Source organism: Neptunomonas sp. (assembly GCF_016744175.1).
Taxonomy (GTDB): Bacteria; Pseudomonadota; Gammaproteobacteria; order Pseudomonadales; family Balneatricaceae; genus Neptunomonas.
Genome location: NZ_JADGEV010000011.1, coordinates 53,129 through 79,462 on the forward strand (window position 1 = coordinate 53,129; position 26,334 = coordinate 79,462).

At 45.2% G+C, this 26,334-nt stretch carries 26 protein-coding genes and 4 tRNA genes; 4 read left to right on the forward strand and 26 right to left on the reverse strand.

Annotated features, from left to right (window positions below):
- Positions 1–36: 36 nt before the first annotated feature.
- The 13 genes from tuf to QZZ55_RS07140 form a co-directional block, all read right to left on the reverse strand.
- Positions 37–1,260: an elongation factor Tu gene (gene tuf, locus QZZ55_RS07080; protein ID WP_293266624.1), complete on the reverse strand. Its 1,224-nt coding sequence runs from the start codon at positions 1,258–1,260 to the stop codon at positions 37–39.
- Positions 1,261–1,353: 93 nt separating this feature from the next.
- A tRNA-Thr gene (locus QZZ55_RS07085) sits at positions 1,354–1,428 on the reverse strand.
- A gap of 13 nt (positions 1,429–1,441) precedes the next feature.
- Positions 1,442–1,516, reverse strand: a tRNA-Gly gene (locus QZZ55_RS07090).
- A gap of 15 nt (positions 1,517–1,531) precedes the next feature.
- Positions 1,532–1,615, reverse strand: a tRNA-Tyr gene (locus QZZ55_RS07095).
- A 13-nt stretch (positions 1,616–1,628) separates the two neighbouring features.
- Positions 1,629–1,704: transfer RNA gene (locus tag QZZ55_RS07100), tRNA-Thr, on the reverse strand.
- 50 nt (positions 1,705–1,754) lie between these two features.
- Positions 1,755–2,414: a hypothetical protein gene (locus QZZ55_RS07105; RefSeq protein WP_293266625.1), complete on the reverse strand. Its 660-nt coding sequence runs from the start codon at positions 2,412–2,414 to the stop codon at positions 1,755–1,757.
- Positions 2,414–3,130 (reverse strand): type III pantothenate kinase, encoded by a 717-nt coding sequence (locus tag QZZ55_RS07110; protein WP_293266626.1) that lies wholly within the window; start codon positions 3,128–3,130, stop codon positions 2,414–2,416. The genes QZZ55_RS07105 and QZZ55_RS07110 overlap by 1 nt, the downstream gene beginning before the upstream one ends.
- Positions 3,120–4,103 carry a bifunctional biotin--[acetyl-CoA-carboxylase] ligase/biotin operon repressor BirA gene (birA, locus tag QZZ55_RS07115; RefSeq protein WP_293266627.1) on the reverse strand — a complete coding sequence of 328 codons (984 nt, stop codon included), beginning with the start codon at positions 4,101–4,103 and terminating at the stop codon, positions 3,120–3,122. Before birA ends, QZZ55_RS07110 begins: the two co-directional genes overlap by 11 nt.
- On the reverse strand, positions 4,104–4,610 hold the full coding sequence (locus QZZ55_RS07120) for a dihydrofolate reductase (protein WP_293266628.1): 507 nt from the start codon (positions 4,608–4,610) through the stop codon (positions 4,104–4,106).
- 211 nt (positions 4,611–4,821) lie between these two features.
- Complete coding sequence (locus QZZ55_RS07125; RefSeq protein ID WP_293266629.1) at positions 4,822–5,295, reverse strand: PaaI family thioesterase; 474 nt, start codon at positions 5,293–5,295, stop codon at positions 4,822–4,824.
- 35 nt (positions 5,296–5,330) lie between these two features.
- Positions 5,331–6,182 (reverse strand): thymidylate synthase, encoded by an 852-nt coding sequence (locus QZZ55_RS07130; RefSeq protein ID WP_293266630.1) that lies wholly within the window; start codon positions 6,180–6,182, stop codon positions 5,331–5,333.
- 13 nt (positions 6,183–6,195) lie between these two features.
- Positions 6,196–6,996 (reverse strand): prolipoprotein diacylglyceryl transferase, encoded by an 801-nt coding sequence (gene lgt / locus QZZ55_RS07135; protein WP_293266631.1) that lies wholly within the window; start codon positions 6,994–6,996, stop codon positions 6,196–6,198.
- Between the two features lie 8 nt (positions 6,997–7,004).
- On the reverse strand, positions 7,005–7,805 hold the full coding sequence (locus QZZ55_RS07140; protein WP_293266632.1) for a sulfite exporter TauE/SafE family protein: 801 nt from the start codon (positions 7,803–7,805) through the stop codon (positions 7,005–7,007).
- Between the two features lie 92 nt (positions 7,806–7,897).
- Between QZZ55_RS07140 and QZZ55_RS07145 the strand changes: the two genes are divergently transcribed.
- On the forward strand, positions 7,898–8,677 hold the full coding sequence (locus QZZ55_RS07145) for an NRDE family protein (protein WP_293266633.1): 780 nt from the start codon (positions 7,898–7,900) through the stop codon (positions 8,675–8,677).
- Between the two features lie 5 nt (positions 8,678–8,682).
- Here the strand turns inward: QZZ55_RS07145 and ptsP are convergent, their stop codons facing one another.
- Complete coding sequence (ptsP, locus tag QZZ55_RS07150) at positions 8,683–10,959, reverse strand: phosphoenolpyruvate--protein phosphotransferase (protein WP_293266634.1); 2,277 nt, start codon at positions 10,957–10,959, stop codon at positions 8,683–8,685.
- 18 nt (positions 10,960–10,977) lie between these two features.
- Positions 10,978–11,472 (reverse strand): RNA pyrophosphohydrolase, encoded by a 495-nt coding sequence (locus QZZ55_RS07155; protein WP_293266635.1) that lies wholly within the window; start codon positions 11,470–11,472, stop codon positions 10,978–10,980.
- A 149-nt stretch (positions 11,473–11,621) separates the two neighbouring features.
- Here QZZ55_RS07155 and QZZ55_RS07160 point away from each other — a divergent pair, with 149 nt between their 5' ends.
- A complete protein-coding gene (locus QZZ55_RS07160) occupies positions 11,622–12,275 on the forward strand; it encodes an HAD family hydrolase (protein WP_293266636.1) in 654 nt (217 codons plus the stop codon).
- A 15-nt stretch (positions 12,276–12,290) separates the two neighbouring features.
- On the opposite strand, the gene QZZ55_RS07165 is transcribed toward QZZ55_RS07160, so the two are convergent.
- The 11 genes from QZZ55_RS07165 to QZZ55_RS07215 form a co-directional block, all read right to left on the reverse strand.
- Positions 12,291–12,695, reverse strand: coding sequence for a CBS domain-containing protein (locus QZZ55_RS07165; protein ID WP_293266637.1), 405 nt, complete (start codon positions 12,693–12,695; stop codon positions 12,291–12,293).
- 124 nt (positions 12,696–12,819) lie between these two features.
- Positions 12,820–15,240, reverse strand: a complete 2,421-nt coding sequence (locus QZZ55_RS07170) for an EAL domain-containing protein (RefSeq protein WP_293266638.1) — start codon at positions 15,238–15,240, stop codon at positions 12,820–12,822.
- Positions 15,240–16,814 (reverse strand): FecR domain-containing protein, encoded by a 1,575-nt coding sequence (locus tag QZZ55_RS07175; protein WP_293266639.1) that lies wholly within the window; start codon positions 16,812–16,814, stop codon positions 15,240–15,242. Before QZZ55_RS07175 ends, QZZ55_RS07170 begins: the two co-directional genes overlap by 1 nt.
- A gap of 267 nt (positions 16,815–17,081) precedes the next feature.
- The gene (locus tag QZZ55_RS07180; RefSeq protein ID WP_293266640.1) at positions 17,082–18,119 is read right to left on the reverse strand and encodes an NADP(H)-dependent aldo-keto reductase; all 1,038 of its coding nucleotides are present in this window, start codon (positions 18,117–18,119) and stop codon (positions 17,082–17,084) included.
- 18 nt (positions 18,120–18,137) lie between these two features.
- The gene (locus QZZ55_RS07185) at positions 18,138–19,334 is read right to left on the reverse strand and encodes a class I SAM-dependent rRNA methyltransferase (protein WP_293266641.1); all 1,197 of its coding nucleotides are present in this window, start codon (positions 19,332–19,334) and stop codon (positions 18,138–18,140) included.
- Positions 19,335–19,434: 100 nt separating this feature from the next.
- On the reverse strand, positions 19,435–19,827 hold the full coding sequence (gcvH, locus tag QZZ55_RS07190) for a glycine cleavage system protein GcvH (protein ID WP_293266642.1): 393 nt from the start codon (positions 19,825–19,827) through the stop codon (positions 19,435–19,437).
- A 22-nt stretch (positions 19,828–19,849) separates the two neighbouring features.
- Positions 19,850–20,953 (reverse strand): glycine cleavage system aminomethyltransferase GcvT, encoded by a 1,104-nt coding sequence (gene gcvT, locus QZZ55_RS07195; protein ID WP_293266643.1) that lies wholly within the window; start codon positions 20,951–20,953, stop codon positions 19,850–19,852.
- Between the two features lie 210 nt (positions 20,954–21,163).
- Complete coding sequence (locus QZZ55_RS07200; protein ID WP_293266644.1) at positions 21,164–22,432, reverse strand: FAD-dependent monooxygenase; 1,269 nt, start codon at positions 22,430–22,432, stop codon at positions 21,164–21,166.
- 10 nt (positions 22,433–22,442) lie between these two features.
- A complete protein-coding gene (gene ubiH / locus QZZ55_RS07205) occupies positions 22,443–23,693 on the reverse strand; it encodes a 2-octaprenyl-6-methoxyphenyl hydroxylase (RefSeq protein ID WP_293266645.1) in 1,251 nt (416 codons plus the stop codon).
- Positions 23,693–25,024: a Xaa-Pro aminopeptidase gene (gene pepP, locus QZZ55_RS07210; protein WP_293266646.1), complete on the reverse strand. Its 1,332-nt coding sequence runs from the start codon at positions 25,022–25,024 to the stop codon at positions 23,693–23,695. Before pepP ends, ubiH begins: the two co-directional genes overlap by 1 nt.
- Before the next feature lie 14 nt (positions 25,025–25,038).
- Positions 25,039–25,626, reverse strand: a complete 588-nt coding sequence (locus QZZ55_RS07215; RefSeq protein ID WP_293266647.1) for a UPF0149 family protein — start codon at positions 25,624–25,626, stop codon at positions 25,039–25,041.
- Between the two features lie 152 nt (positions 25,627–25,778).
- Between QZZ55_RS07215 and QZZ55_RS07220 the strand changes: the two genes are divergently transcribed.
- Both QZZ55_RS07220 and QZZ55_RS07225 read left to right on the forward strand, forming a co-directional pair.
- The gene (locus QZZ55_RS07220) at positions 25,779–25,988 is read left to right on the forward strand and encodes a hypothetical protein (RefSeq protein WP_028470550.1); all 210 of its coding nucleotides are present in this window, start codon (positions 25,779–25,781) and stop codon (positions 25,986–25,988) included.
- Positions 25,985–26,290 (forward strand): cell division protein ZapA, encoded by a 306-nt coding sequence (locus tag QZZ55_RS07225; RefSeq protein WP_293266648.1) that lies wholly within the window; start codon positions 25,985–25,987, stop codon positions 26,288–26,290. The genes QZZ55_RS07220 and QZZ55_RS07225 overlap by 4 nt, the downstream gene beginning before the upstream one ends.
- The last annotated feature ends 44 nt before the right edge of the window (positions 26,291–26,334 follow it).

Consider the following 26,334-nt stretch of genomic DNA (forward strand, 5'->3'; position numbering starts at 1 on the left):
GCACTCCCCTGCTATTTGACAACACTTTTATCGATATTATTCGATAATTTTAGATACTACACCAGCACCTACTGTACGTCCGCCTTCACGAATCGCAAAACGTAGACCTTCGTCCATTGCGATTGGTGCAATCAGAGTAACAACCATCTTAACGTTGTCACCCGGCATTACCATCTCAACGCCTTCAGGCAGTTCGCAGTTACCCGTTACATCAGTAGTACGGAAGTAGAACTGTGGACGGTAGCCTTTAAAGAATGGTGTATGACGACCACCTTCATCTTTGCTCAACACGTACACTTCGCCTTCGAAGTTAGTATGCGGGTTGATCGATCCTGGCTTAGCCAAAACCTGACCACGCTGCACGTCATCACGCTTAGTACCACGCAATAGAACACCACAGTTTTCGCCTGCACGACCTTCGTCAAGCAATTTACGGAACATCTCAACACCCGTACAGGTCGTTGTAGTTGTTTCGCGAATACCAACGATTTCGATAGACTCACCAACTTTAACGATTCCGCGCTCTACACGTCCAGTAACCACTGTACCGCGACCAGAGATTGAGAACACATCTTCAATTGGAAGTAGGAACGGCTGATCAATAGCACGCACTGGATCTGGAATATAAGTATCCAAAGCTTCTACCAATGCTTTAACAGCAGTAGTACCCAGTTCGTTATCATCTTCGCCATTCAACGCCATTAGCGCAGAACCACAGATGATTGGCGTGTCGTCACCAGGGAATTCGTAAGCATCTAACAACTCACGCAATTCCATTTCTACAAGCTCACGCATTTCAGCGTATTCTTCAGAATCAACACCACCACAGTCTTCAGCTAGCAAATCCGCTTTGTTCAGGAAAACAACGATGTATGGAACACCTACCTGACGAGACAGCAAGATGTGCTCACGTGTCTGAGGCATAGGACCATCAGTCGCGCCACATACCAAAATAGCACCATCCATCTGAGCAGCACCGGTGATCATGTTTTTCACATAATCCGCGTGCCCTGGACAGTCAACGTGCGCATAGTGACGAATCGTTGATTCATACTCTACGTGCGATGTAGAGATTGTGATACCACGCTCACGCTCTTCTGGAGCATTATCGATACCATCAAACGCTACGGCTTCACCGCCAAATACTTCCGCACATACGCGCGTTAGTGCTGCAGTCAGAGTTGTTTTACCATGGTCAACGTGGCCAATTGTACCTACGTTGACGTGCGGCAGATTACGTTCAAATGCTTTTTTAGCCATCGTTATTATCCCCTAACCGGCCATCTTCTGACCGCAGTTCACAGATACAACAAAGGGCAGACATATTTCTATATCTACCCTTCTCGAATTTTTTGGAGCTCATGGGCGGATTTGAACCGCCGACCTCACCCTTACCAAGGGTGTGCTCTACCCCTGAGCTACATGAGCAAGCCATTAGCTCTGGAGCGGGTAGTGGGAATCGAACCCACCTCTTCAGCTTGGAAGGCTGAGGTAATAGCCACTATACCATACCCGCTGATCGGAGCATTTATGGTGATGGGGGGTGGATTCGAACCACCGAAGCTTGCGCGTCAGATTTACAGTCTGATCCCTTTAGCCACTCGGGAACCCCACCTTACCATCTTCGTTGGTGCCGGCACCAAGAGTCGAACTCGGGACCTACTGATTACAAGTCAGTTGCTCTACCAGCTGAGCTATACCGGCTTAACGAAGTGGCGCATATAGTACTGATGAGCTTTTACCCTTGCAACCCCTTAACAGACTTTTTTTACTATTTTTAACGATTTATATTTGTTTTTCAGCACATCGTTGATTTTATTGATCAATTTACGATCAATATCAACCACTAAGCGAATCGAGTAGTGCATTTTTTCATCAACACCCTCTCTTATTTCAAGCACATTCTCCAATGCTGTCAGCTCATCCAATCTCATCTGCGCAGCAGCTTGTGTCAGAAATTTACCTATGATCATTTCAGGCGCAATGGAGTTAGCGCTAACAGCTACTCTTACACCTTCGTTTCGTAAGGACTCAACTACTATTTGCTTCTCTCGCTCCCCTTTAGGCAAACGAATTACCAGCTTAAATTCATCTTGCATGACTGACTTAACAAGTATCCGCGGAGCAAAGCCTTGCTCGACCATAAATCCCGCTATGACATCCGCTTCGGATTGAGTAGCTATTTTTTCATAAAAAAAACATTCTTCAACCACAATACCTGCAACGATTAACGGCTTAGTTTCACTGGAGACCTTTTGCAAACTTTCAGATGCAACTTCACTAACTAGACGCAGCGTAAATGCCCGCTCTATGTCCACACTTTTCTGTCGTGAGATTTTCTTTTCAAACATTGTAAAACCGAATAACGCGACAACGTTTGCTAACAACAAAAAGATCAATATCCATTTGCGCATTACTGGCACACCCACATCAACCCATCCATAACAAGGTCAGCCTCATACCTACCCGCCTGAACCATATCCCTCATCAATTTACCGTCACCACCGGTAAAAAATAACGCCTCCCCCTCTGCAAGATCACGCTTAATCTCATGAGCAAGAGCCTTAAAAAGATAACCACTTCCCTGCAGCACCGCCTCTGCGGTATTTATCCCAGGATGCGTGGCTAATTGCCCCTCCAGACCGTCAAAACGAACACGCGCTGTATTTTGCTGCAGCGACTCTCTCATTAAACGCAAGCCGGGAATAATATATCCACCCTTGTGCCTACCCTCATCAGAAATATACTCAACTGTAATGGCGCTACCGCAATCAACAATAACTACCGCCCTATTCACAGACTTATACGCCGCAATCATCGCTAGCCAACGATCAACACCCATTTTAGAGGGCTCTTTGTAGCTATTAGTGACACCCGCACAATGATGGCTAGTTGCAGCAAAAATCGGATCAATCGCCCACAGCTTCTTGCATATACTGCCAAAACGCTGGTTCGGCTCATCTCCAGCAACAGACCCCACCAAGACCTTTTCAACCTCACAGCCCGCTAGTGCTGAAAAAGAAACCAGAGAGAAGCCCTGTGTTAATACAGAGCCTCTATGCAGAACATCGCTTGCCACCCAATAACGCCACTTTAGAAAGGTGTTTCCTATATCTACTTCAAGTCGCATGATGCTGCCTTACACTTATCTCTCCTGCATGAAAGTGCTCCACTCCACCACTATGCTTTACAATAAGAGCACCTTGCTCATTAACTCCCTGACACTCACCGACAACCTCTTTACTTCCCATCAGCAAACACACTGTTTCATTTTGATAAGCATGGACTTGCTCCCACTCTTCGCGAAAAACAGAAAAACCGTACTCACTAAAACGATCCAACTCAGGCACTAAGTGATTGAGCACTTCAGACATCAAGCGATTTCTTGAAACACTATCCCCACACAGTTTCTGCAAATCAGTCCATGGCTGATCTATAGCCTCTTGAGCCCGCTCAGGCATTGCAACATTAACACCCACCCCAATAACTACCTGACACTCCCCTGACGCATCACCGTGCATTTCCAGCAATATGCCAGCAAGCTTTCTTGAGTTTACTAACAGGTCATTTGGCCACTTCACCCGCACTTGCTTCACACCCAAGTTTTTTAATGCTTTGACTAGCGCCAAACCGACAACCAGACTCAAGCCCTCAAGCGCAGCAGCGCCTTGCGTGAACCGCCAAACCAACGAAAAATACAGGTTTTTTGCAAACGGGCTAACCCACGCTCGCCCTCTTCGCCCTTTACCCGCCGTCTGATACTCAGCCAAGTATAATCGACCTGAAACGACTCCTTGCTGATGGATTTCTCGCATCGCCATCATATTAGTAGAGTCGATAACTCGCTCTACCGAGATGGTACTTAAACGGCTAGTAACATGATCAGAGCAAGCGGTAACAATTTCCTTTTCACACAACAAATCCAATCCGCCAGGTATTCGATAACCACGCCCACGCACGCTATAAACATCAACACCTAACAGCTCTAACTCTTTCATCTGCTTCCAGATGGCACTACGGCTTACACCCAGCAGCACACCCAGTTCTTGTCCAGAATGAAATTGACCATTTGACAATATTGCTAACAACCTATCATCAATCATCTAACTCGCCCGCTGATACACGACGAAACTATAATCATATGGATTCGGCCCCTCGGCTTGAAAATCCTCACGCCCCAACTCTTGCCATTCATCTACAGAGAACTCAGGAAAATAGGCATCACCGTCAACTTCTGCATGTACTTGCGTCACATAAAGACGCTCAACAAATGGCAAAGCTTGAGCATATATTTGCTCGCCGCCGATAACCATGGCCTCTTCAGCTCCATCGATCTCTGCCTGACAAGCCGCCAAATCAAAAGCTTCATTAAGGGAACGTACCACCTTTGCGCCTTCCAACTGATAAGCATCATCGCGCGTAATCACGATATTCAAGCGCCCTGGTAACGGCCTGCCAATCGAGTCATATGTCTTACGCCCCATAATGACAGGCTTCCCCATGGTTACCTGCTTGAAATACTTAAGGTCACCCGGCAAATACCAAGGAAGTTTGTTTTGCCTGCCAATCACACGGTTTTTCGCCTGAGCAACAATCATGGACAATCTCATAGAAACACACCTCAAATAAGCCTCTGCTGTCGCGTAAAAGCACAGCAAACAAGAAAATAACAATAGTTTAATTTTTAGACAAAGACATACTGCTCAGCTTATACGTAAATTTTTCATTGGCATTGGTAATCACTCAAACTCGGCGCCTTACATCAAAAACTAGAGCTTTGAAGGCGCCCAATGCTTAATGAATAACAACTACTTACTCTTTTTATTCCATTGTTGCTGGCATTTTTACAGCAATAACAGATCCGCTAACACACACAACATCACTAGCAGACAAAGTAATTTCTACAATAACTTTGCGCTCTTTTATCTCTGTAATTTTACCGTGGAGTTTTAGCTCTACGCCCAAAGGTGTTGGTGCTAAGAAGTTAACATTCAACGCACCAGTAACGAAACGAAGAGCAGGCACTGAACCTAGAGCGCGCCCCTCGGCCCGATAAGCCGCTGCGCAAGCACTACCCGTTCCATGACAATCAATCAAAGAAGCTATTAGGCCACCGTATACAAAACCCGGAATAGCCGTGTGACAAGCTTTAGGTGTGAAATATGCAACCGTCTCACCCTCCTCCTCATCTAACCAGTAGCTTTTTAACTGATGCCCATCTGCATTATTACTGCCACATCCATAACAATGACTTAGCTCTTCTGGATAATAGTCTTGAAATGCTTGCTTGCTCATTCTCAGCCTCAACTCGTCAACTCAATTTCTATAATCTATACCGAAAATGGGTATTGGATCGCATCATGAAACTGGTAATTTTCCACTTCAAAGTCATCCATCGTCACCCACGTTTCCAAATCTTCAAGCGACTTTATATCTGGATTTATCTGCAATTGCGGCAGCTCATAGGGCGCCCTTTGCAACTGCACATCACGCATCAACTCAATTTGATCTTCGTAAATATGAGCATTAACAATTTTATGAAACGCCTGACCCGGCTTGTGACCCGTAATTTGAGCAATTATTTTTAAGAACGCAAATACTTGCACCTGATTGAATACCAACCCCAGCGGAACATCACAAGAACGCTGATAAGATGTCAGATAAAGAGTATCGCCTAGTAATGAAAAATTGTGAGTATGCATACAAGGGCGTAAACAACCCATATGGAATTCACCCGGATTGTAAAAGCTCAAAATTTCACCGCGATCATCCACACCTCTGGACAAGTCATCCACCAGTTTACGTAACTGATCAACAGCACCTCCATCTGGCTTTTTCCAACCTCGCCCCTGCACTCCGTATACCCGCCCCATATCATCAAGACCTTGACGATAAGAGCTGCTCAACCAAGCGCTATTTTCATTGGCATTAGCATCCCACGTTTTTGTACCCAGCTTCCTAAAATCAGCAGCATTATCATAACCACGCAAGTACCCAAGCAGCTCAGCTATCGCAGATTTCCAGAACGATTTTCGTGTGGTCAGTAGCGGAAATTTATTATTAGCCACATCGTAGGTCATGTCTGCGTTAATAACGGTCAAACATCGCTTACCCGTACGCTCATTTTCAACCCACTCACCTTGCTGAATAAGCCGATGACAAAGATCCAAATATTGCTTCATATACGTCCCTACCTTATTTAACAGTCACCGCAGAAGAGCTTTGCTTATAAGCCCATAACAACAATAATGCCCCAACGATGATCATCGGCAACGATAAAAGCTGCCCTTTGGTCAGCCAACCAAATGCGATGTAACCAATGTGCGCATCCGGCTCACGAAAGAACTCTACCGAAGAGCGGAACACGCCATACATAATCAAAAACAGTGCTGACACGGCCATGCGAGGCCTTGGTTTTGATGAGAACCACCAAAGCACTGCAAACATGACAACACCTTCTAAAAAGGCTTCATACAGCTGTGAAGGGTGCCTTGCAACACCATCAACGGTACGAGGAAAGACGACCGCCCAAGGAACATCAGCAGCGCGTCCCCATAACTCTCCGCCAATAAAATTCCCAACGCGGCCCGCACCCAAACCAATTGGCACTAAAGGTGCCACGAAGTCTCCCATTTGCATAAAGCTTTTGTCATGCTTTTTACCAAACAACCATAACATTACAAGTACGCCCAGCAACCCTCCGTGAAAAGACATACCTCCTTCCCAAACAGCAAACAGCCAAAGTGGGTCTGAGAGAAACTGATCAAAATTATAGAACAGCACATAACCCATACGGCCACCCAAAACCACTCCCATTGCACCCCAAAAGATCAAATCAGACACTTGTTCTTCTGTCCAGCCAGAGCCTGGCCTTCTCGCTCGATACGCACCTAGCCAAAAAGCAGCACCAAAGCCAATTAAATACATCAGTCCATACCAATGGATTTGTATAAAGCCTAAATCCAGTGCGATCGGATCAATATTATGAACCCACATAGCGTTCCTTAAAATAAATTAGATAACAGAAATCGAGCAGCAACTAGCGCCAAAAACACAGCAAAAATTTTCTTCAGTAGATCTCCGGGCAAGCTATGCGCCCACTTCACACCAATTTTCGCGCACAAAGAACTACTGATCACAATGCCAACAAAAGCAGGCAAGTAAATATATCCCAAACTCCACTCTGCTAAGCCCTCTTCACCCCACCCCGTATAAATATTCGTTATCGACCCCATACAAGCAATTGGCAAACCACAAGCCGCCGATGTTGCCACAGCTTGCTGTATAGACACTTGCTTCCATGTTAAATACGGCACCGTTAATGTCCCTCCTCCGATACCAAAAATGGCGGAAGCCCAACCAATAACACTGCCAGCACCCGCCAAGCCTTTTTGAGACGGAGCCTCTTGCCCTGCTTTAGGCTTCAAACCAAATGCCATTTGTATGGCAACAACCATTGCAAAAATACCAATAGCAATTTGCAGGTGCGCCCCTTTCATCAAATCCGCAGTAAATACACCTAAAAAAGCCCCAATAACAATACCAACCGCTAAAGGCCTAAACATTTCCCAACGTACAGCACCACGCTTATTATGCGCGCGCACCGAACTGATAGATGTCACAACAATTGTTGCCAACGAGGTAGCTACTGCCGCATGCGTCAGTACTTCTGGCGACATTCCTTGCAGTCCAAAGCTAAAAATAAGTACCGGAACGATCAACAGGCCTCCACCAATACCAAACAAACCCGCCACAATGCCCGCAGCAGCGCCGAGCACCAGATAGAGCGTAAGAGTCAATAACATCAGTTCTAATCCGTCTTTTTTTCATGTTAATGTGCTAGTTTATAGAATTCGCTTCATGTAAGCACTCCATCAGACAAGAGAAACAATCCACTGTGTGCCTAATTGCCTTCGCTTACCAACAGCACCCTGAATACTCACTCATTATGGTAGCCAACCGTGATGAGTTTTATGCACGGCCAACATTAGACATGCACTTTTGGGAGGATCATCCAAATGTGCTAGCAGGGATAGATTTAGAGCAACGAGGCACATGGCTAGGCGTCAATAAATCTGGAAAACTGGCCGCTGTCACAAACTTTAGAGACGGAAAAAATACAGAGACCAACCTCAAATCCAGAGGGTTTCTAACACGGCGTTTCTTGACAGAGGAGCTACCCGCAAAAACCTACTTGCAAGAACTAGACACTCACGGCAACCTTTATGGCGGCTTCAATCTATTGCTAGGAGATAGGACTGGGATCTATTACTGCTCGAACAAAGGAGCAACCACCCATCAAATAAAACCCGGTATCTATGGCCTAAGTAACGCATATCTGGATAGCCGCTGGCCCAAAGCAGAACAAGCTAAACACACACTAGCTACAATCATTAAAACCAACTTTTCTATCGCATCGCTCGCCAGCGTACTCCACTGTGAACATCAAGCGAGAGATGAAGAGCTACCGGATACAGGTATAAGCTATGAATGGGAAAAACAGCTATCCGCTTGCTTTATCAACATCGACGGATATGGCACTCGCGCCACCAGCGTTCTTCTGCAAAAGCACTCTGGAGAAACGCAAGTAGCGGAATTCAGATTTAATCCATCAGGGAAAGTAAGTGAAGAGCACTTCACCTTTTTTATGGATAAGATTGGATCAATGCCCCAATAAGCTTCTCACTCCGGCAACACCGGGCTACCCAGCTGACTTACCCCTAAAGACTTCATTGCATCTACCATCAACGCTTGTATTTTATCAGCATCATCCATGCGCATAACCTTATCGAGCAGCACTTTAGCTTGCACCATAGAGACATTACGTATTGCTGACTTCACTCGCGGGAGATTGGTTGCGTTCATCGACAAAGCATCATACCCCATCGCCATCAGCAATAAAGCGCCACCAGGATCAGCGGCCATTTCTCCACAAATAGAGACTTGAAGCTTATCCTTGCGCGCTTCACGCGCAATATCTTCAAGTACTTTAAGAACGGCTGGGTGGTATGCCACATATAATCCCGCAACTCGCGGGTTATTGCGATCTACGGCTAATAGGTATTGAGTAAGATCATTGGACCCTACGGATATAAAATCGATTCGCTTAGCAAAGCGGCGTAACTGATACACTGCTGCAGGGACTTCAATCATAATACCGACGGAAGGGCGTGTCACAACATGCCCTTCTTCTTGCAATGCAACCACAGCACGATCGATCAAACTATTCGCTTCATCTACTTCGTTAACGCTTGTCACCATCGGTAACATAATACGCAAATTACCTAAACCTTCATTAGCTCGAAGCATCGCCCTGATTTGCACTAGAAATATTTCAGGGTGATCCAACGTTACTCTAATACCGCGCCAGCCAAGAAAAGGATTATCTTCTTTGATTGGAAAGTAAGGTAGTGCTTTATCCCCCCCTATGTCCAAGGTTCTCATCGTGACAGGTAAAGGAGCAAACGCTTCTAGCTGACGGCGATAAATTTGCATTTGCTCATGCTCACTAGGGAAAAAATCCCGTACCATAAAGGGGATTTCTGTACGGTATAAACCAATCCCTTCGGCTCCCCGTTCTAATGAACGAGACACATCAGCGATCAGCCCAGTATTTACCCAAAGAGGTATTCTGCTCCCATCTACGGTCTGTGCTGGCAAGTCCTTCAACGTCGCTAATTCAGCGGCAACCTCTTCCTGCTCGCGCAAGAGCTCCCGGTAAGCCTGTATCAGGTCCTCAGACGGATCAACATATAAACGCCCTGAATATCCATCTAGAATAACTTCTCGTCCATCCAGCTGGCGATAAGGAAGATCCACCATCCCCATAACCGTTGGAATACCCATAGAGCGAGCCAAAATAGCAGCATGGGAGTTACCAGAACCTAATACTGAAACCAACCCTGCAAGCTTTTCTGAAGACACCTCTCCTAGCACTGCAGGCGAAAGCTCATCCGCCACCAATATGCCATTTTCGGGCAATTCAATGCTTTTAGAGCCACTATCTTCCTGCAAGTAAGTAAGCACACGGCGTCCCAAGTCCCGAACATCTGTTGCACGTTCCCTTAAATAGGGATCGTCCATCATTGCAAACTGTCGCGCGTTGCTGGTAATAACCGAGCTCAACGCGCCTTGCGCCCAGCTTCCCTTCTTAATTTGTCCGACCACTTCTCCTGCCAAGGCATTGTCATCTAGCATGCGCAAGTAAACATCGAACAACGCCTGCTCGTCATGACGCAGACGTTTAGCAAGCTTAGCACTTACTTTTCGAATATCGGCTCGAACGCGCTTCAAAGCTTTTTCAAAGCTCGCTATTTCAAATGCAATATCATCGGCCGCTTTCTCAGGTACCGCATCTATATCAGCCAAAGGAGCCACAACAACAACACGACCAATAGCCACACCAGGCGCACCCGGAATACCCTCAAAGCGGCGGTCGCTGCTCTTTTTATTTTTCCAAGCAATTTTACTAATCGTACCGGTTACCTGAGCATGTGCAATCACACCTGCAAGCTGAGCAGAGATCGTCACTAAAAATGCTTCTTCAGCTTCATCATAGCGCCGGCAGTTTTGCTGCTGCACAACAAGCACACCAAGCACTTGTTTTTGATGGATAATCGGGACACCTAAAAAAGCATGAAAGCGCTCTTCTCCGGTGTCTTTCAAAAAGCAAAATGCTGGATGAGTTTCGGCATCTTCCAGGTTAATCGGCTCAGCTCTCTTCGCCACCATTCCCACAATTCCTTCCGAAGAAGAAAGGGAGGCGTGCCCTATTGCTTTGCGATTAAGCCCTTGAGAGGCCCTTAACACAAAACGCTCTGACGATGAGTCGAAGAGAAATACCGAACAGACGCCTGTTCGCATGCCTCGTTGAATCCTGCGCACAATCAATCCCAGCACTGCATCGACATCCGGAGCAATACTGACTTCTTGAACAATTTTACGCAGCAATTCCAGCATATTTTTTTCCTTATAATATTAACGTTGCTGTTGTACAACCACGCGTGACAGTTTTGGCGATAATTCCTTCATCGCTTTTCGATAAACCTCACGCTTAAAAGAAATCACTTGACCCAATGGGTACCAATAGCTAACCCACTGCCAACCGTCAAACTCTGGTGAGTCAGTATGATCAATTTCTACAGCATCATCCTGACTCAACATTCTGAGCAAAAACCACTTTTGTTTCTGGCCCACACAAATGGGATGCGAGTGCCTGCGGATCATGCGCCTGGGTAATCGATATCTAAGCCAGCCACGTGTAACGGCGACTACTTCAACATCATTTGCGCTGAGACCTATTTCCTCTCTTAATTCTCGGTACATTGCCTGTTCAGGCGTTTCATCGGGGTTAATTCCCCCTTGCGGAAACTGCCAGGCATCTTGTCCGATACGACGCGCCCAAAGCACCTGACCCAGTGGGTTTGCCAGAATGATACCTACATTCGGTCTAAACCCGTCTGAATCAATCACGTATACAAATCCTATAAATATTTTGACCCTATTGTTCCACATTTCCTGCAATCCGCAAAATGGCTTATTTGCGGGGTGTAAAAAGCACAAAATTTGAAAGAGAATAGATATCGCTTTATGCTTGCCAGCTAATTAAGGGAGTACACTGCGTGAGCCTAGCCATCTTTGATCTTGATAACACTCTCCTCAACGGCGATAGTGACCATGCGTGGGGAGAGTTTCTCTGCGAGCGAGGTATTGTCGACTCAGCGAAATATAGCCAAAGCAATGACTATTTCTTCCAGCAATACCAAAAGGGCACTTTAGATATCTTAGAGTTTCTTGAATTTGCTCTACAGCCATTAGCAATACTTTCTACCGAAAAGCTATTTGAACTACACACACAATTTATGCGCGAGAAAATAGAGCCTATGATTTTAGAGAAATCATTAGCACTATTACAAAAGCACCGAGATCAAGGTGACTTCTTACTTATCATCACAGCAACCAATAGCTTTGTAACCGCGCCGATTGCTAAACGCCTTGGTGTTGATGCCATTCTTGCTACTGACCCAGAAATGCTCGATGGGCGTTACACCGGCAAAGTAGCAGGCATACCCTGCTTCCAAGATGGAAAAGTTACTCGTTTACATCAGTGGTTGAAGGCGACCAACCATTTGCTGAAAGGAAGCTTTTTCTATAGCGACTCACGTAACGATCTTCCTTTACTGGAGTTAGTAGACAACCCTGTCGCTGTTGATGCAGATGAAACACTCACTCAAACAGCTCAACAAAAAGGGTGGCCCATAATTAGCTTGCGCTAATGTAACATAAGTAGCTCAGGCCACCCGGCAAGATTGCAGCGAGCTACTCAAAGACTGCATCACGTGGCCACGTGTAATCAAGCCGGTTACGACACCGCTTTCTAAGACAGGAAAAATCTTTGGTCTACCTCGCCCAAAGCGCTCCGCTAACGCTAAAACAGATAATTCTGCAGAGATAGAAAGTGGGTTTTCTCTCATAACATCTTTAACCAATGTATGAGAGTCGCAGTGATAGCTCTCTGTCATCAAGACCTTAATACAATCTTGCTCTGATAAAAAACCGATAAGCACGCCACCAGCATCAACAACCGGTAACCCTAGATAACCACTTTTAAGAATTTTATCAACGGCAACAGAAAGCCCATCGTCTCCAGATAGTACTGGAGGATTTACAAGCATTAGATCTTTAACTTTTAACATGACAACACCCTCTACTAAACCAAAACAGGTCTTTAGTAATATCAGGCGTCTTAAAGAAATCCCAATAAGCAATGACTATCCAAACGATAGGTATTTGTTATAGGAGCTCTACAGCTAAAGGAAATCAGGATTCAGACAACAACTGTGTAAATTCAATGGCAGGCACTGGCTTACTAAAAAGAAAGCCCTGCAAGTACTCACAAGCATTATCCTTCATAAATAACGCTTGTGCGGGCGTTTCAACCCCTTCAGCAACTACTTTAAGGTTTAACCGATGCGCCATACCAATAATGCTTGACGTAATATCTTTACTATCGCTCTTTATTCCGATGTCTTTAACAAACACCCTATCGATTTTTAGAGAATCAACGGGAAACATATTCAAGTAGTTAAGTGATGAGTAACCCGTCCCAAAATCATCAACCGCTACATTAGTGCCCAACGCCTTAATTTGCTCGAGTATTCGAATGGTTAATTCAACGTCAGTCATCAAAGCCGTCTCTGTTACTTCTATTTCTAACAGGTGAGGGGCAAGCTCAGTTTCTGCTAAGGTATCTTGAAGCACTGCTGGAAAATCACTTTCTGTTAATTGCACAGCAGATACATTCACTGCAATTTGAAACTCAGAGAAACCCATAGCATGCCACTGCTTAGCCTGAAAGCATGCCTCGCGCAGAACCCATGCGCCAATTTCAACAATAATTCCCTGCTTCTCAGCGAGAGGAATAAAATCCGAGGGCGGAATCATACCTCTAATTGGATGATGCCAACGCAATAGCGCTTCAGCACCCTTAATTTTATGGTTTTTGGCACAGACTTTAGGCTGATAATAGACCTCGAACTCCTTATTTACCAAGGCATTACGAAGATCACTTTCAAGCTCAGAGCGCTTAACTAAGTCAGCTTTCATCTGTCGAGAAAAAAACAACAGGCCTCTCTTTTTATCCGCCTTAGCGCGATGCATGGCTGTAAAGGCGTGATTAATCAACATATCACTGCTCAGCCCATCTTCAGGAAAGACACTGACACCAATACTCGGCGGCAGGTAATAATCTTTGCCTTCCCACGTCACGGGTTGTTGTAAGGTTTGTAATAACCGGCCACCAACATGCTTGATTCGAAGCTCATTAGCGACTTCTTGAATTACCGAAAATTCCCCATTGATTTTTGCAACAAAAGCATCCTCCCCAAGGGCTCTTTGTATACGACTAGCAACCTTATTAAGTAATTCATCTCCTGCTTTAAAACCTAAATGGTCATTAATAGCCCGCAACTGGCCTGGATTGATAATATACACACTCACTAAATTCCCGACTTGTTTCGCGTGCAACATCCTTTGGTTAAGGTTCCTCTCAAGCATTGCTCTACTCGGCAACGAAGATACAGGGTCAAGTTCGCCCTGATATTGCAGCGTCTGACTCAAGGTAGAAAGCTCAACCTGCACAATACTTTGAGAGCGCCACCCCCAAATAAAATATATAACGACAATACCTATTAGTGAGGCAAAAGGAGGAATCCACAGGCGAGCCAACTGCAAACTAAGAAAAATAGAGAAAAGAACGACAGCCACACTCACAAAAAATATAAACGGTGCTCGCAACAGTCCAAACACATACATCACTAGGCCAAATAAAAATGTAACAGCCGCAGTAAAAACAACCTGCAATGATATGGATGCATACTCTAGTGTTCGTTCCTGCACCATAGCCTCAAGTGCATGAGCACTAACCTCAACGCCAGACATACGTTGATGTTCTCCTGAAATAGGAGTAGATAGTTGATCACCTAACCCTGCCGCGGTCGCCCCAACAAGTAGTATTTTATCCCGAATAGTGTCATCTTCTTGGCCATTAAGAACATCGACAAATGAAACTTTAGTGATCATGCTTGGCACTGCTAAGAACGGAATATAGATGGATTGTTTTCTTATCCACCCCACAGCAACAGAGCCATCAACTTTTGAGTCTTTCCCGTATGCCGTTTTATATACCGCATAAGAAAATGCGGGCCAGTGCGCACTATCTAAGCCTGCATAAAGAAAAACAGATCTACATACACCGTCGATTCCAAGCTCATAATCAACATGACCCAACCTGTCCGCAGCCAACGCCAACACAGGTATTGGCAGAGACTCTGATGCAACCTCACCAAAAGCATCCATTTCGGGCGCAACCGCAAGTACTACCCGGCCCGAGTGCTTAATTGCTTTAGCAAAAGAGTAGTCAACTTCGGCGGATTCATTTTCAGGAAAAAGGATGTCGAACCCCACGGCTTTGACGCCCTCTCCCGTGACTTTTTCTAAGAAACGTGCATGCACAGCTCTAGACCATGGCCAGCGACCTAAGTGCTTCAAACTCTTATCATCAATAGCGACAACAACAACTTGCTCCGACGCCGCATGAGTAAGAAAGCCATGCATAGCGTCGTAAACAATCCAATTCAAGCGAGCAACATAACTATTATTTAATAGAAAAAGAGGCACAAATAAACAAAAAAGCCAAAGCCCTACATTAGTAATATAGGCTCGCCTCTTTGCTATGCTCATTAGAGTAACAAAAGCCCTAAAACGCCTACGCCAATAATATGCAGCCAACGATTATCTTGCGGCGGATAAATTAGTTGTGTAGCTCCCCAAGGCCCTTCATATCCATCAGATTCTACAACACGAATACGCATGTATTGAAGGTCAGAAACTCGATCAAATGTCATCTCTTTCTGTCGCGTGAACTTATCTAAAAGCAATACATCGAAACGCTCAACCGTAGAAATTTGCACTTGGTATTGCTGCTCTTTGCTTCCTGCCAGCGAGACCGTTAGCGTTTCCTTTTCAGGCACAAGCAGCACTTCAGGTGCTTTTGGAATAGGCTCTTTTTTGAAAGATCGAACCGCGCTAAATGGCCCCAGCTCGCTAGAGGCCGAGACACTGGCTACACGCCAGTAATAAACTCCATCAGTTAAGGCGTCACCACTTGAATATGATGCCTTCGTTATCTTTTCATTATCAATTAATAGCGGTGCTGAAAAATCTTCTGATGCTGATAGTTGAAGGCGATATGTAACCGCATCAGCAGACTGTGTCCATTGGAAATCAGGGAGCTTACCTCTAAGAATTTGCTCATTGAGAGGCTTCAATGGTAGCGGGGGTTGAGGGTGCACATCTAATAGTAAAGGAGCTACCCTTGGCAAGCCCTCAATGCCAAGACTATCAACACCTCGAACTCGTATAAAATACTGACCATCAGGCACTTCTGGCAGCGTGGTTTGCAAGCTCTCAGTCACTCTACTCCAGAGTAGAACAACAAAGTCATTGCTGGAAGACAACTCTATACGATAGCCTTTTGATTTTGGGATTTTACTCCAACCCAGTGACCAGTTCAGTGTACGTACTGCGTCGGGTATTGAGTGAAGCACTGGTGCACTCAATAGCTTTTTAGGAGCTAAGGGAATTTTACCAGGAGATACTCGCGTACCGTACCCGGCAGCAATTGCTCGCGTTTTAGATTGGCCACTAACGACAACTTTTCCTTTAATCACCTCAATACGAGAAACATCATCAACATCGATAACGGTCGTTCTAAACTCAGTTCCTCTCACCGCAGTAATAGCCGACGGCGTTTGAATTTCAAAGCGCGAAGCTGCACCTTTTGCAGGTATAGCACGAGTATCAACACGCCCTCTATTTAAACGAAACCGTGTATCAACCATCCCTGATTCACCAAACTGACTCAGGTGATTAAACTGCACAGAACTTCTTTCATAAAGGGTGATAACCGAGCCATCAGCAAACTTGATAGACAAGCTACTTGCATGCCCAACACTCAACTGATCACCCAAATTAATACGTGTACCAATGGCTACAGGCTGTACTGTGCTATCGATTAACGTCAGTACCGCGCTTCCAATAACAGCTATTACTTCAGCTTCAACAGGTGTTTCTTTCACCCATGCTAAAGGCACTCGAATTTTCATGCCGGGCTGCATTTTTTTAGGATTTTCTATCCTATTTATTTTTTGGAGGTCTTGCCAGCGGCTGCTATTTTTGAGATTTTTAATACTAAAATCCCAAAGCGTATCACCATCATGAACAACATAAACCCATTCAGCCGCTGAAACCGGCATGATAAAGCTTAAGAAAAGCCATGTAGAGCATATTATCTGTAAAAAACGCCGCATCACAAAGTCCCTATTTTGCTACGGTAATATTCCACCTTAACTAGCACAAACCTCCGAGTTTGCACCAAGCAAGTTCAGGCTATATTAATTAACTATAGCTGACTTCCTGCACGAGTAAAATTTGTATTTGTCTATCACCTTAATGAGCATGCAAATATCGCTGATAAAACACTCCCTTTTCAGGCTCACAAGCACATAAGAAAGCCCAGACCACTATGGACTAGGGTTAGGATTATCATCATGGATGCACTCAATGCTTCGCAACAGCTCATCGCTCAAAACTACGTTATCAGAAGCGACATTATCTTTAAGTTGCTCCATGCTAGTAGCGCCGATAACACTGGCCCCCACAAAAGGTCTGCTGTTTACATAAGCAAGTGCCATCTGAACAGGTTTAACGCCATGCTTATTTGCCAAATCCACATAAGCCTGAGTTGCCCTAATCCCGTTAGGTTTAATATAACGAGCATAGCTTGGAAACAAAGTAAGCCGCGCACCTACTGGACGCTGCTCATTAAGGTACTTACCTGAAAGTACGCCAAATCCTAAGGGTGAATAAGCCAGCATATCTACACCCTCACGCTGCAGTACTTCTGCCAAACCAATTTCATCCGTGCGATTTAATAAGCTATAAGGGTTCTGCACTGATATAACCCTGGGCAAATCATACATCTCAGCATATTTAAGAAAGGTCATTACACCCCAGGGTGATTCATTCGACAGGCCGATATAACGCACCTTACCCTCATCTACCAGTTCCTTTAAAACTCGCAAGGTTTCCAGAAGTGGCACTCCATCTTTGGACGCATCATGCTGATAGCCTAGCTGACCAAAAAAATTGGTTTTACGATCAGGCCAATGCAACTGGTAAAGATCAATGTAATCCGTTTGTAAGCGCTGCAAGCTTCCTTCAACTGCCATACGGATATTACGACTATCAAAACAGATATTCTTGCGCAGATAACTCACCATATCTGCTGGTCCAGACACTTTAGTCGCTACCACCAACTGCTCTCTATTCCCTCGCAGTTTCATCCAGCTACCAACATACTGCTCAGTCAACCCTTGCGTCTTTACAGACGTTGGTACTGGGTAGATTTCAGCCAGGTCCAGAAAATTCACCCCCTGAGAAACAGCATAATCTAGCATTTGGTGAGCCTCAGCTTCACTGTTTTGCTCACCAAACGTCATGGTTCCTAAACAGATCCGGCTTACCTTAAGATCACTATTTCCCAGTGTGTGATAATGCATGCGTACTTCCCTTAATGGTTAACTACTTGGCAATACTCTGACACAAAATGATTTCAGGTAATCCGTTTCAGGAATCGCCGGATGCACAGGATGGTCGGCACCTTGATGCCCTTGGTCAAAAATTTGCGCCGTTCGATCTAGCTCACGAGCATTTGCACGAATAATATCTACAAGATTTGCACGCTCAAGGTGCATTGAACATGAAGCACTCACCAACACACCATTGCGGTCTAACAAGCGCATCGCTAAGTTATTAATTCGTGAGTAAGCACGCTCACCATTTTTAATATCTTTACGCCTCTGAATAAACGCTGGCGGGTCAACGATAACGACATCGAACTTTTCCTGATCATGGATCAAGGCTTTACAAGCATCAAACGCATCCCCCTGTACCGCTACAAAACGATCTTCTGCATCATTCAGTCGCGCATTTTCTAATGCCACATCCAAAGCTGTTTCAGAAGCATCCACACACATAACTTCAGTTGCACCCGCAGCTAAAGCTTGTACTCCCCAGCCGCCAACGTAACTAAACAGATCCAATACACGCTTACCTGCCACATGCTTTTGCATAGCTGCACGGTTGTTGCGGTGATCATAAAACCAGCCTGTTTTTTGTCCCGTCAACACCGGAGCCAAAAGAGACACCCCATTTTCTTCAAACGGGCATAATTCAGGTACTTCGCCTTGCGCCACCTCGATGTAACTTTCCAAACCTTCAGTGCTACGCATTTTGCCATCACAACGCAGCACAATAGCTTGCGGTGTAAAGACTTTATTCAGTGCTGAAATAATTTCATCAACTACGGCTTCCATACCTGCAGTAGAAATTTGAACAACAAAAATATCAAAATAACGGTCAATTACCAGTCCTGGTAAACCGTCACTGTCGCCAAAAACAAGACGATAACAAGGCTTGTCAAAACATGCCTCACGTAACGACAGTGCAATGTTGATACGATGAACTAACAATGATCGATCCAATCTCAGTTTAGTATCCCGACATAACAGACGACCACAAATCAATGTATTAGGATTCACATAAGCAACACCTAGCGATTTTCCGTTGCTTGCTTCAACTAAAACCTGTTCGCCCAATTGAAATGACTTAATTGGCGTGCGCTTATTATCGACCTCGTTACTGTATATCCAAACATGGCCCGCACGTAATCGGCGCTCTGCACCTTGGTTGAGAATAAGCGTATTTAATGACATGGTAATCTCTATAAACAGTAAAAATGACTGTCCCGGCCAAGTGCCGGGACAGTGAATCAATCAATCGGTATAGCTTACACCGATGTGGCGTATGAATCGATCAGGATTCATCCTCACATAATTCCCCATAGGCTTGAGCATCTAACAAGCCATCTAGTTCTGCTGTATCAGAAAGCTTAATACGGAAAAACCAACCATCTCCATAAGGATCACTATTCACAAGCTCAGGAGAGTCTTCCAGTAGCTCGTTAACAGCAATAATCTCACCAGAAAGGGGAACATAAATATCTGAAGCGGCTTTTACGGACTCAACAACACCCGCATCATCCCCCGTTTCAACTTCAGCACCTTCTTCAGGAAGTTCAACAAAAACAACATCGCCTAACAAGTCTTGTGCATGATCGGTAATACCGATGGTTACAGACCCATCACCTTCAACACGAACCCACTCATGACTAGCTACATATTTTAATTCGTTACGAATATCACTCATATTCCCGATTCCTACACTAGGGTTAAGAAAATACTTTTTTGCCATTACGGACAAAGGGAGGACGCACCACTTTCACGGCGACGTGCTTCCCACGAATATCAACCATCGCCTGATCTTTTGTTCCCACAGGAACACGCGCCAAAGCAATAGACACGTTCAGTGTAGGCGAAAAAGTACCGCTGGTAATTTCTCCTTCACCCGCACCTTCCACAATAACTTGTTGATGCCCCCGCAAGACACCTCGAGAATCCATCACCAGCCCCACCAACTTTTGGGTAACGCCCGCTGTTTTTTCTGCTTCTAGTGCAGCACGACCACAAAAATCACGATTTTCTGGCTCCCATGCAACAGTCCACCCCATCGCTGAAACGAGCGGAGAAACTGTCTCATCCATGTCTGCACCGTATAAGTTCATACCCGCTTCAAGACGTAAAGTATCTCGCGCACCCAAGCCACAAGGTGCGACACCGGCTTCCGCTAAGGCTTGCCAAAATTCAGATATCTCATCTTCAGGGATAACAATTTCTAAACCATCTTCACCGGTATAACCCGTTCTGGCAATAAACCAACCTTCAGACTCCAGCCCTTGAAACAGACTTAATCCGTCAATTAACCGACCGCGCGACTCATTCAATACAGACTTAACTTTAGCTATGGCTTCAGGCCCCTGTACAGCAACCATTGAAAGCTCTGGCTGTTCAATCAAAGCCACATCAAAATGCGCTGTTTGTTCAGCCATCCAACGAAGATCTTTCTCACGAGTAGCGCAATTTACAACAACACGGAACCACTCACCCGGCACATGAGGATCGGTCATCCGATAAACAATCAGGTCATCTATAACATTACCATCTTCGTTTAGCATTCCGCTGTACAGCGCTTTGCCCTTAACATCTAAACGTGCCACATCATTCGCTAACAGATAACGAAGGTATTCAGAGGCGTCAGCACCGGTCACATCGACAATCGTCATATGCGAGACATCAAACATACCCGCCGCTGTGCGGACCATTTTATGCTCTTCAATCTGAGAACCGTAATTTAGCGGCATATCCCAGCCGCCAAAATCAACAACTTTTGCACCCATGGCCAGGTGCTGATCATATAAAGCGGTTTTATTAGCCATCGTTATAAAACTCTTGTTGTTATCGATTGTTACTACATCAACAGCCGATATACATACGACTAACCCATAGCTGGATGCAGAAAAAAGGGATGTTAATTTATAGGGATTTGAATGCTAGATCAATCTTTGATGGCATTCTAATGCCCTACCTACGACTTATGCCTAAACACATTTATCTCTTAGTATAGCAAAATGCATCAATGCGACCTGCTAGCCTTGATCTACCGGTCTTCTCGCCAGCGCAGGCACATCGCCACTTAAACCCATGGCCTGCATCACAACATGCTGTTTAAGTGGTGATAATCGATTTAATGTATTCATACCCATATTGCGCACCAGCTTTAGGAACGGCTGCTGGTGCCCAAAAAGCTGTTTGAATGCTTCCATACTCGCTGACATTTTTAAATTAGCACTCTGTCGTTGGCGCTGAAAGCGTTTCAGAACAGCCTCACTTCCTATTTCTTCACCACGAGCATTCGCTGATAAAATCTGCTCAGCAAGAGCAGCAGCGTCCATCAAACCTAAATTAACACCCTGTCCAGCCAAGGGATGAATTGTATGTGCCGCATCGCCGATTACCGCTAACCCAGCCTGTACATAATATTTCGCATGACGCTGCCTAAGTGGGAAAACATGACGCTGATCTGACCATTCAACACTACCTAAACGTGCTTCAAATTCACGTGCCAACGCAACACAAAACGCATCATGATCTAGCTCATATAGTGAAGCCGCTCGATCAGGTGATGTAGACCAAACAATAGAACAGTAGTGCGGATCACCCAGCGGCAAAAAAGCTAATGGGCCATCATCAGTGAATCTTTGCCACGCCGTTTCTTGATGAGGTTTTTCAGTGCGCACTGTAGTAACAATTGCATGGTGCCCGTAATCCCATTCCCACATAGGTATAGAAGCGAGCTGTCGGACTTTTGACATAGCGCCATCAGCAGCAACTACTAATTTCGCACGCCATTGCGTTCCATCTTCACAGATCAGTGTTCGATAACAACTATCTTTAGCTCTTTCCGGCGCGGTCAACTGCACAACCGTTGCCCCCGTCACTAAGTTCAGGTTACCCACCTGTCGTGCCGCTGCATACAACGCAGCAACTGTAACTCTATTCTCTACTATATGCCCTAGCGCAAGCTCATGTAGATCTCTTGAAGAGAAATGTATATGACCACTGCCTTCGCCATCCCACACATCCATATCAGTGTATGGGCTAATACGAAGCTCTTGCATATAAGACCATGCACCCACATTTTCTAATAGTTGCTGTGAAGCGCATGTCAAAGCGCTTACTCGAGGATCATATCCCGCTTTCATCTGCTCAGTCACATCATGAGTAAGCAACGCCAAATCAAATTCTTTATTTTCTAGCAATACAACATACAAACCGGATTCGGCTAATGCTAATGCGGCAGTCACACCTACCATACCACCGCCTACAATGACGATATCAGCTGTTTTTACAGTCATTTCGTCCACCTTATTTCAAACGAGGAGCGGGCACATCTAAGCCCATGGCAGCACGCGCAAAAAGCGTTTTAATTGGAGGGCATACATCCATCAACTGCAAACCGAGATCACGTCCTAGCGCTAACGCAGGGTTACGATTTGAGAATAATTTCATCGTTTTATCACTCAAACCAATGGTTCGCTGCTGGTCGGTGACACGTGCTTGATGGTAAGCCTGTAGCACTGAAATATCTCCTACAGAGACACAGCAACGACGCGCTTCAATAATATGCTGCGCCAAATCAACAACACCCCGTAAAGCCAAGTTATATCCTTGGCCAGCAATAGGGTGCAAAGCATGCGCAGCATTGCCTAATACAGCCAACCCAGGTCGCACCTGCTCATCGGCTAATTCTAATTTAAGCGGATAACTAAAGCGTTTACCTGCATGCACAAAGCGTCCGGCTCGGTAACCAAAACGCTCCTGAATACGCGCAAGAAACACGTCATCGTCTAGTGCCATAACAGCTTCTAACTCCTCATTTGGCACCGTCCACACTAAACCGCAACGAGCCATGCCGTCTTGATCTTGCAGTGGCAGCAACGCCAAAGGGCCTGTATCCGTAAATCGCTCATATGCAATATTTTGATGTAGCCTATCAGGGCTAATATTGGCAACGACAGCATGTTGCTCATAGATTACTTGTTGATAGCTAATCCCCAACTTCTCACGCAGCTCTGAGCGCCCCCCATCAGCCACCACGACCAAATCAGATGACACTTGAATTAACTTACCATCCATAAGGATATCAAGCAGCATACCTTTTTCGATGGGCGTTACATTTTTCACTTCAGCAGGGCAGCAATAAGTCAGCCTTTCTGCATACTGATGAGTTGTAATGTGATTAAGTAAACTACGCCCCATCCAATGATTTTCAACAACATAGCCTAATGCCGGTACGTTCTCTTCTTCAGCACGTAAACGTGTCGCGCCAAAATGCCCCTTATCAGAAACATGAATACGCTGAATAGCAGAAACATGAGCAGAGATCGCTTTCCACACACCCATCTGTTCATAAAGCCTACGCGTGCCATAAGACAACGCCGTAGCCCTCGCATCATAGCTAGGCTGATAATGAGATAAATCGTCCGTTGGCATCGGCATTGGCTCAACAACTGCAATCTGCAAATTGAGCTCATCAACCACCGGTAACAAGGCAGCCGCTAAGCTAGCCCCAACCATTCCACCGCCAATAATAACTATATCGTAGTGTGTATTCATCAATGTCTCGTTGTAGCCATCAATGTCTCAATTTCATCAACCGTTTTTGGTACCAGGCCTGTCAGCACCTCACAACCATTATCAGTAATCAAAACATCATCTTCTATACGAATGCCTATACCGCGCCAGCGCGCATCTACGTTTTCATTATCCGGAGCAACATAGATACCCGGCTCAACAGTCATCACCATCCCGGGCTCTAATAATCGCCACTCTCCGGCAACTTTATAATCGCCCACATCATGCACATCCATACCGAGCCAATGGCCTAAGCGGTGCATATAAAATGCCTTGTAAGCACCACAATCAATTAATTCACCCACATTTCCTTTTAGCAAGCCCAGCTCAACTAATCCTTCAGTGATCACTCTGACTGAAGTGTCATGAGTTTGCTCCCAAGGAATACCCGGTTTAAGCTCTTCTATACATGCCATTTGGGCCTTGAGGACCAACTCATAAAGGGCTCGCTGAGCATCATTAAAACGTCCATTCACTGGGAAAGTACGAGTAATATCACCCGCATAATAGTCCGTTTCACAACCCGCATCGATCAGTACAAGATCACCTTCTCTCAGCATTGAGTTATTCGAGACATAATGCAAAACACACCCATTTTTTCCTCCACCAACAATGCTTGAGTAAGCAGGTAGACGACACCCATTTTGCATAAAGTGATGAATGATTTCTGCTTCAAGCTGATATTCCATCAAGCCAGGACAGCATATCTGCATTGCACGCACATGTGCCTGCGCAGATATTTCACCAGCCGAACGCATCACTTCAATTTCTTGTACCGATTTAATAAGGCGCATCTCATGCAGCACAGAGCTCAGCTCGATGAGGCGAGAGGGAACTGTCACGCCCTGCCGGCGCTTTTTTCGCATTGACGTTAACCAACTCTCAACACGAGACTCCGTTTGGTAACACGTACCCATACAGAAGTGGATGGAGTCAATGCCATCCAGCAACTCCGGCAACCGCTCATCAACCTCCTCTATAGAAAACGCTTTATCAGCCAAGAAATCTATTTTCACACCCTCAGGCCCGGAACGATAACCATTCCAAATTTCCATTTCAGGATCACGGGGCTGACAAAAAAGATGGTACGTAACGACAGCCTGATCTTTCACTATCACGATTAACGCTTCGGGCTCATCGAAACCACTCAAATAATAGAAGTCGCTATCCTGTCTAAACGGAGATTCCACATCACTATTTCGGTGCTGCAACTTTGCTGAAGGAACAATAACCGCACTATTAATGGGTAACTGTGCTGCAAGTCGTTCACGGCGATCAGCAAACTCACGCTGCTGAATAGATGGCTGCTTCATTTTTGGTTATCCACTTAGTGCATTTTAGGTGTATCAACGTTACTCAGGGCATCGCTTGAAGCATTACATTCAGAAAACAACATCAAAACAGCCATACGGACATACTCTTCGAGTTGCATCAAGTCTGCTTCGCTATCTTCACCATCATCAACTTCATTTGCTACCTGCGAAATTTCCGATAAATCCCGTAATACATCTTTTGCTTCATCAGATAACGATTTATCAGTTTGCTTTCCCTGATAACCAAACCCTGTCATGAAACCTTGACACCAACGACCTAGCGACTCGACCCTCTGTGCGAGGGTAGCGTCATCATCTGGTAGCAACATAGAAAGCTCTAAACTAAAGCTCTCCATTTGCCCTAGTGTTTGCTGATACAACCCAACCAGTCCAACCTTACTGGTTTCTTGCGTAAGCCCATCTAATTCGAGTAGCTCAGCAACTGTGCTCAGCCAGATATCCGGGGCCATTCGCGCACCAGAGGATAACTGCCCTGCCAACAAACCATGCAATTCAGATGGTGAAATAATGAAAACATTCTCTGATACAAGTAAATTGGCTACCGCATCAAAACCAATTAGCTCTTCACTCACTTCTGGCATCGTTACTCTTCTCTAATAGCGTTTTGCTGACATATATGTCGAAATATTTTGATTATCCTAGCATTGTAATCTATACAGAGCTATGCAGACTCGATTGACCCTCTACGAGAGCCTGTTTATAGTCCACTTTAGATTTTATGTTGGATTCCCGAATGACAGACCATTATTTTATTGCACTTGAACAAAAAATTGATCAACTACTCGCTCGTTGCGAGGAACTTGAACTGGAAAACCAGCACCTGAAGGCCACTGGATTACAAGCCAGACAGGAAAAAGCTCGCCTTCTCCAAGTAAACGATCAAACACGCGTGCAAGTTGAAAAGATGATTCAACGCATGAAGACACTGGAGCAAAGCTCATGAGCAACGACGCCGGGCACAAAGTCGCCATCAAAATAATGGATAAAGAGTACTTGATTGGGTGCCCTGAAGGGTCAGAAGCAGAACTCTTTGTTTCAGCGGATTACCTAGATAAAAAAATGCGAGAAATCCGTGACGCAGGTAAAGTATTGGGGTTGGAGCGCGTTGCAGTCATGACCGCATTAAACCTTTCCCATGAGCTATTACAAAACAAAGCCCAGCAACAAGAAAAAATAGAAGAACGCATCCAGGTGCTCAGCCAAAAAATTGATAAGTCACTGATAAAACATAGCGAAAGCCAATGACATGACTCAAATATCAGATTAACTGCATGTTTTTCAACCAGTTA

Coding starts and splice junctions, on each gene's coding strand:
- birA (WP_293266627.1), bottom strand. CDS start 4,103: ATGATTGATGATAGGTTGTTAGCAATATTGTCAAATGGTCAATTTCAT.
- QZZ55_RS07200 (WP_293266644.1), bottom strand. CDS start 22,432: ATGACTGTAAAAACAGCTGATATCGTCATTGTAGGCGGTGGTATGGTA.
- tuf (WP_293266624.1), bottom strand. CDS start 1,260: ATGGCTAAAAAAGCATTTGAACGTAATCTGCCGCACGTCAACGTAGGT.
- QZZ55_RS07110 (WP_293266626.1), bottom strand. CDS start 3,130: ATGCGACTTGAAGTAGATATAGGAAACACCTTTCTAAAGTGGCGTTAT.
- pepP (WP_293266646.1), bottom strand. CDS start 25,024: ATGAAGCAGCCATCTATTCAGCAGCGTGAGTTTGCTGATCGCCGTGAA.
- QZZ55_RS07165 (WP_293266637.1), bottom strand. CDS start 12,695: ATGTTAAAAGTTAAAGATCTAATGCTTGTAAATCCTCCAGTACTATCT.
- gcvT (WP_293266643.1), bottom strand. CDS start 20,953: ATGGCTAATAAAACCGCTTTATATGATCAGCACCTGGCCATGGGTGCA.
- QZZ55_RS07170 (WP_293266638.1), bottom strand. CDS start 15,240: ATGAGCATAGCAAAGAGGCGAGCCTATATTACTAATGTAGGGCTTTGG.
- QZZ55_RS07220 (WP_028470550.1), top strand. CDS start 25,779: ATGACAGACCATTATTTTATTGCACTTGAACAAAAAATTGATCAACTA.
- QZZ55_RS07180 (WP_293266640.1), bottom strand. CDS start 18,119: ATGCATTATCACACACTGGGAAATAGTGATCTTAAGGTAAGCCGGATC.
- QZZ55_RS07125 (WP_293266629.1), bottom strand. CDS start 5,295: ATGAGCAAGCAAGCATTTCAAGACTATTATCCAGAAGAGCTAAGTCAT.
- ptsP (WP_293266634.1), bottom strand. CDS start 10,959: ATGCTGGAATTGCTGCGTAAAATTGTTCAAGAAGTCAGTATTGCTCCG.
- QZZ55_RS07105 (WP_293266625.1), bottom strand. CDS start 2,414: ATGCGCAAATGGATATTGATCTTTTTGTTGTTAGCAAACGTTGTCGCG.
- QZZ55_RS07130 (WP_293266630.1), bottom strand. CDS start 6,182: ATGAAGCAATATTTGGATCTTTGTCATCGGCTTATTCAGCAAGGTGAG.
- QZZ55_RS07175 (WP_293266639.1), bottom strand. CDS start 16,814: ATGCCGGTTTCAGCGGCTGAATGGGTTTATGTTGTTCATGATGGTGAT.
- QZZ55_RS07225 (WP_293266648.1), top strand. CDS start 25,985: ATGAGCAACGACGCCGGGCACAAAGTCGCCATCAAAATAATGGATAAA.
- QZZ55_RS07140 (WP_293266632.1), bottom strand. CDS start 7,805: ATGTTATTGACTCTTACGCTCTATCTGGTGCTCGGCGCTGCTGCGGGC.
- QZZ55_RS07185 (WP_293266641.1), bottom strand. CDS start 19,334: ATGTCATTAAATACGCTTATTCTCAACCAAGGTGCAGAGCGCCGATTA.
- lgt (WP_293266631.1), bottom strand. CDS start 6,996: ATGTGGGTTCATAATATTGATCCGATCGCACTGGATTTAGGCTTTATA.
- ubiH (WP_293266645.1), bottom strand. CDS start 23,693: ATGAATACACACTACGATATAGTTATTATTGGCGGTGGAATGGTTGGG.
- QZZ55_RS07120 (WP_293266628.1), bottom strand. CDS start 4,610: ATGAGATTGTCCATGATTGTTGCTCAGGCGAAAAACCGTGTGATTGGC.
- QZZ55_RS07215 (WP_293266647.1), bottom strand. CDS start 25,626: ATGCCAGAAGTGAGTGAAGAGCTAATTGGTTTTGATGCGGTAGCCAAT.
- gcvH (WP_293266642.1), bottom strand. CDS start 19,827: ATGAGTGATATTCGTAACGAATTAAAATATGTAGCTAGTCATGAGTGG.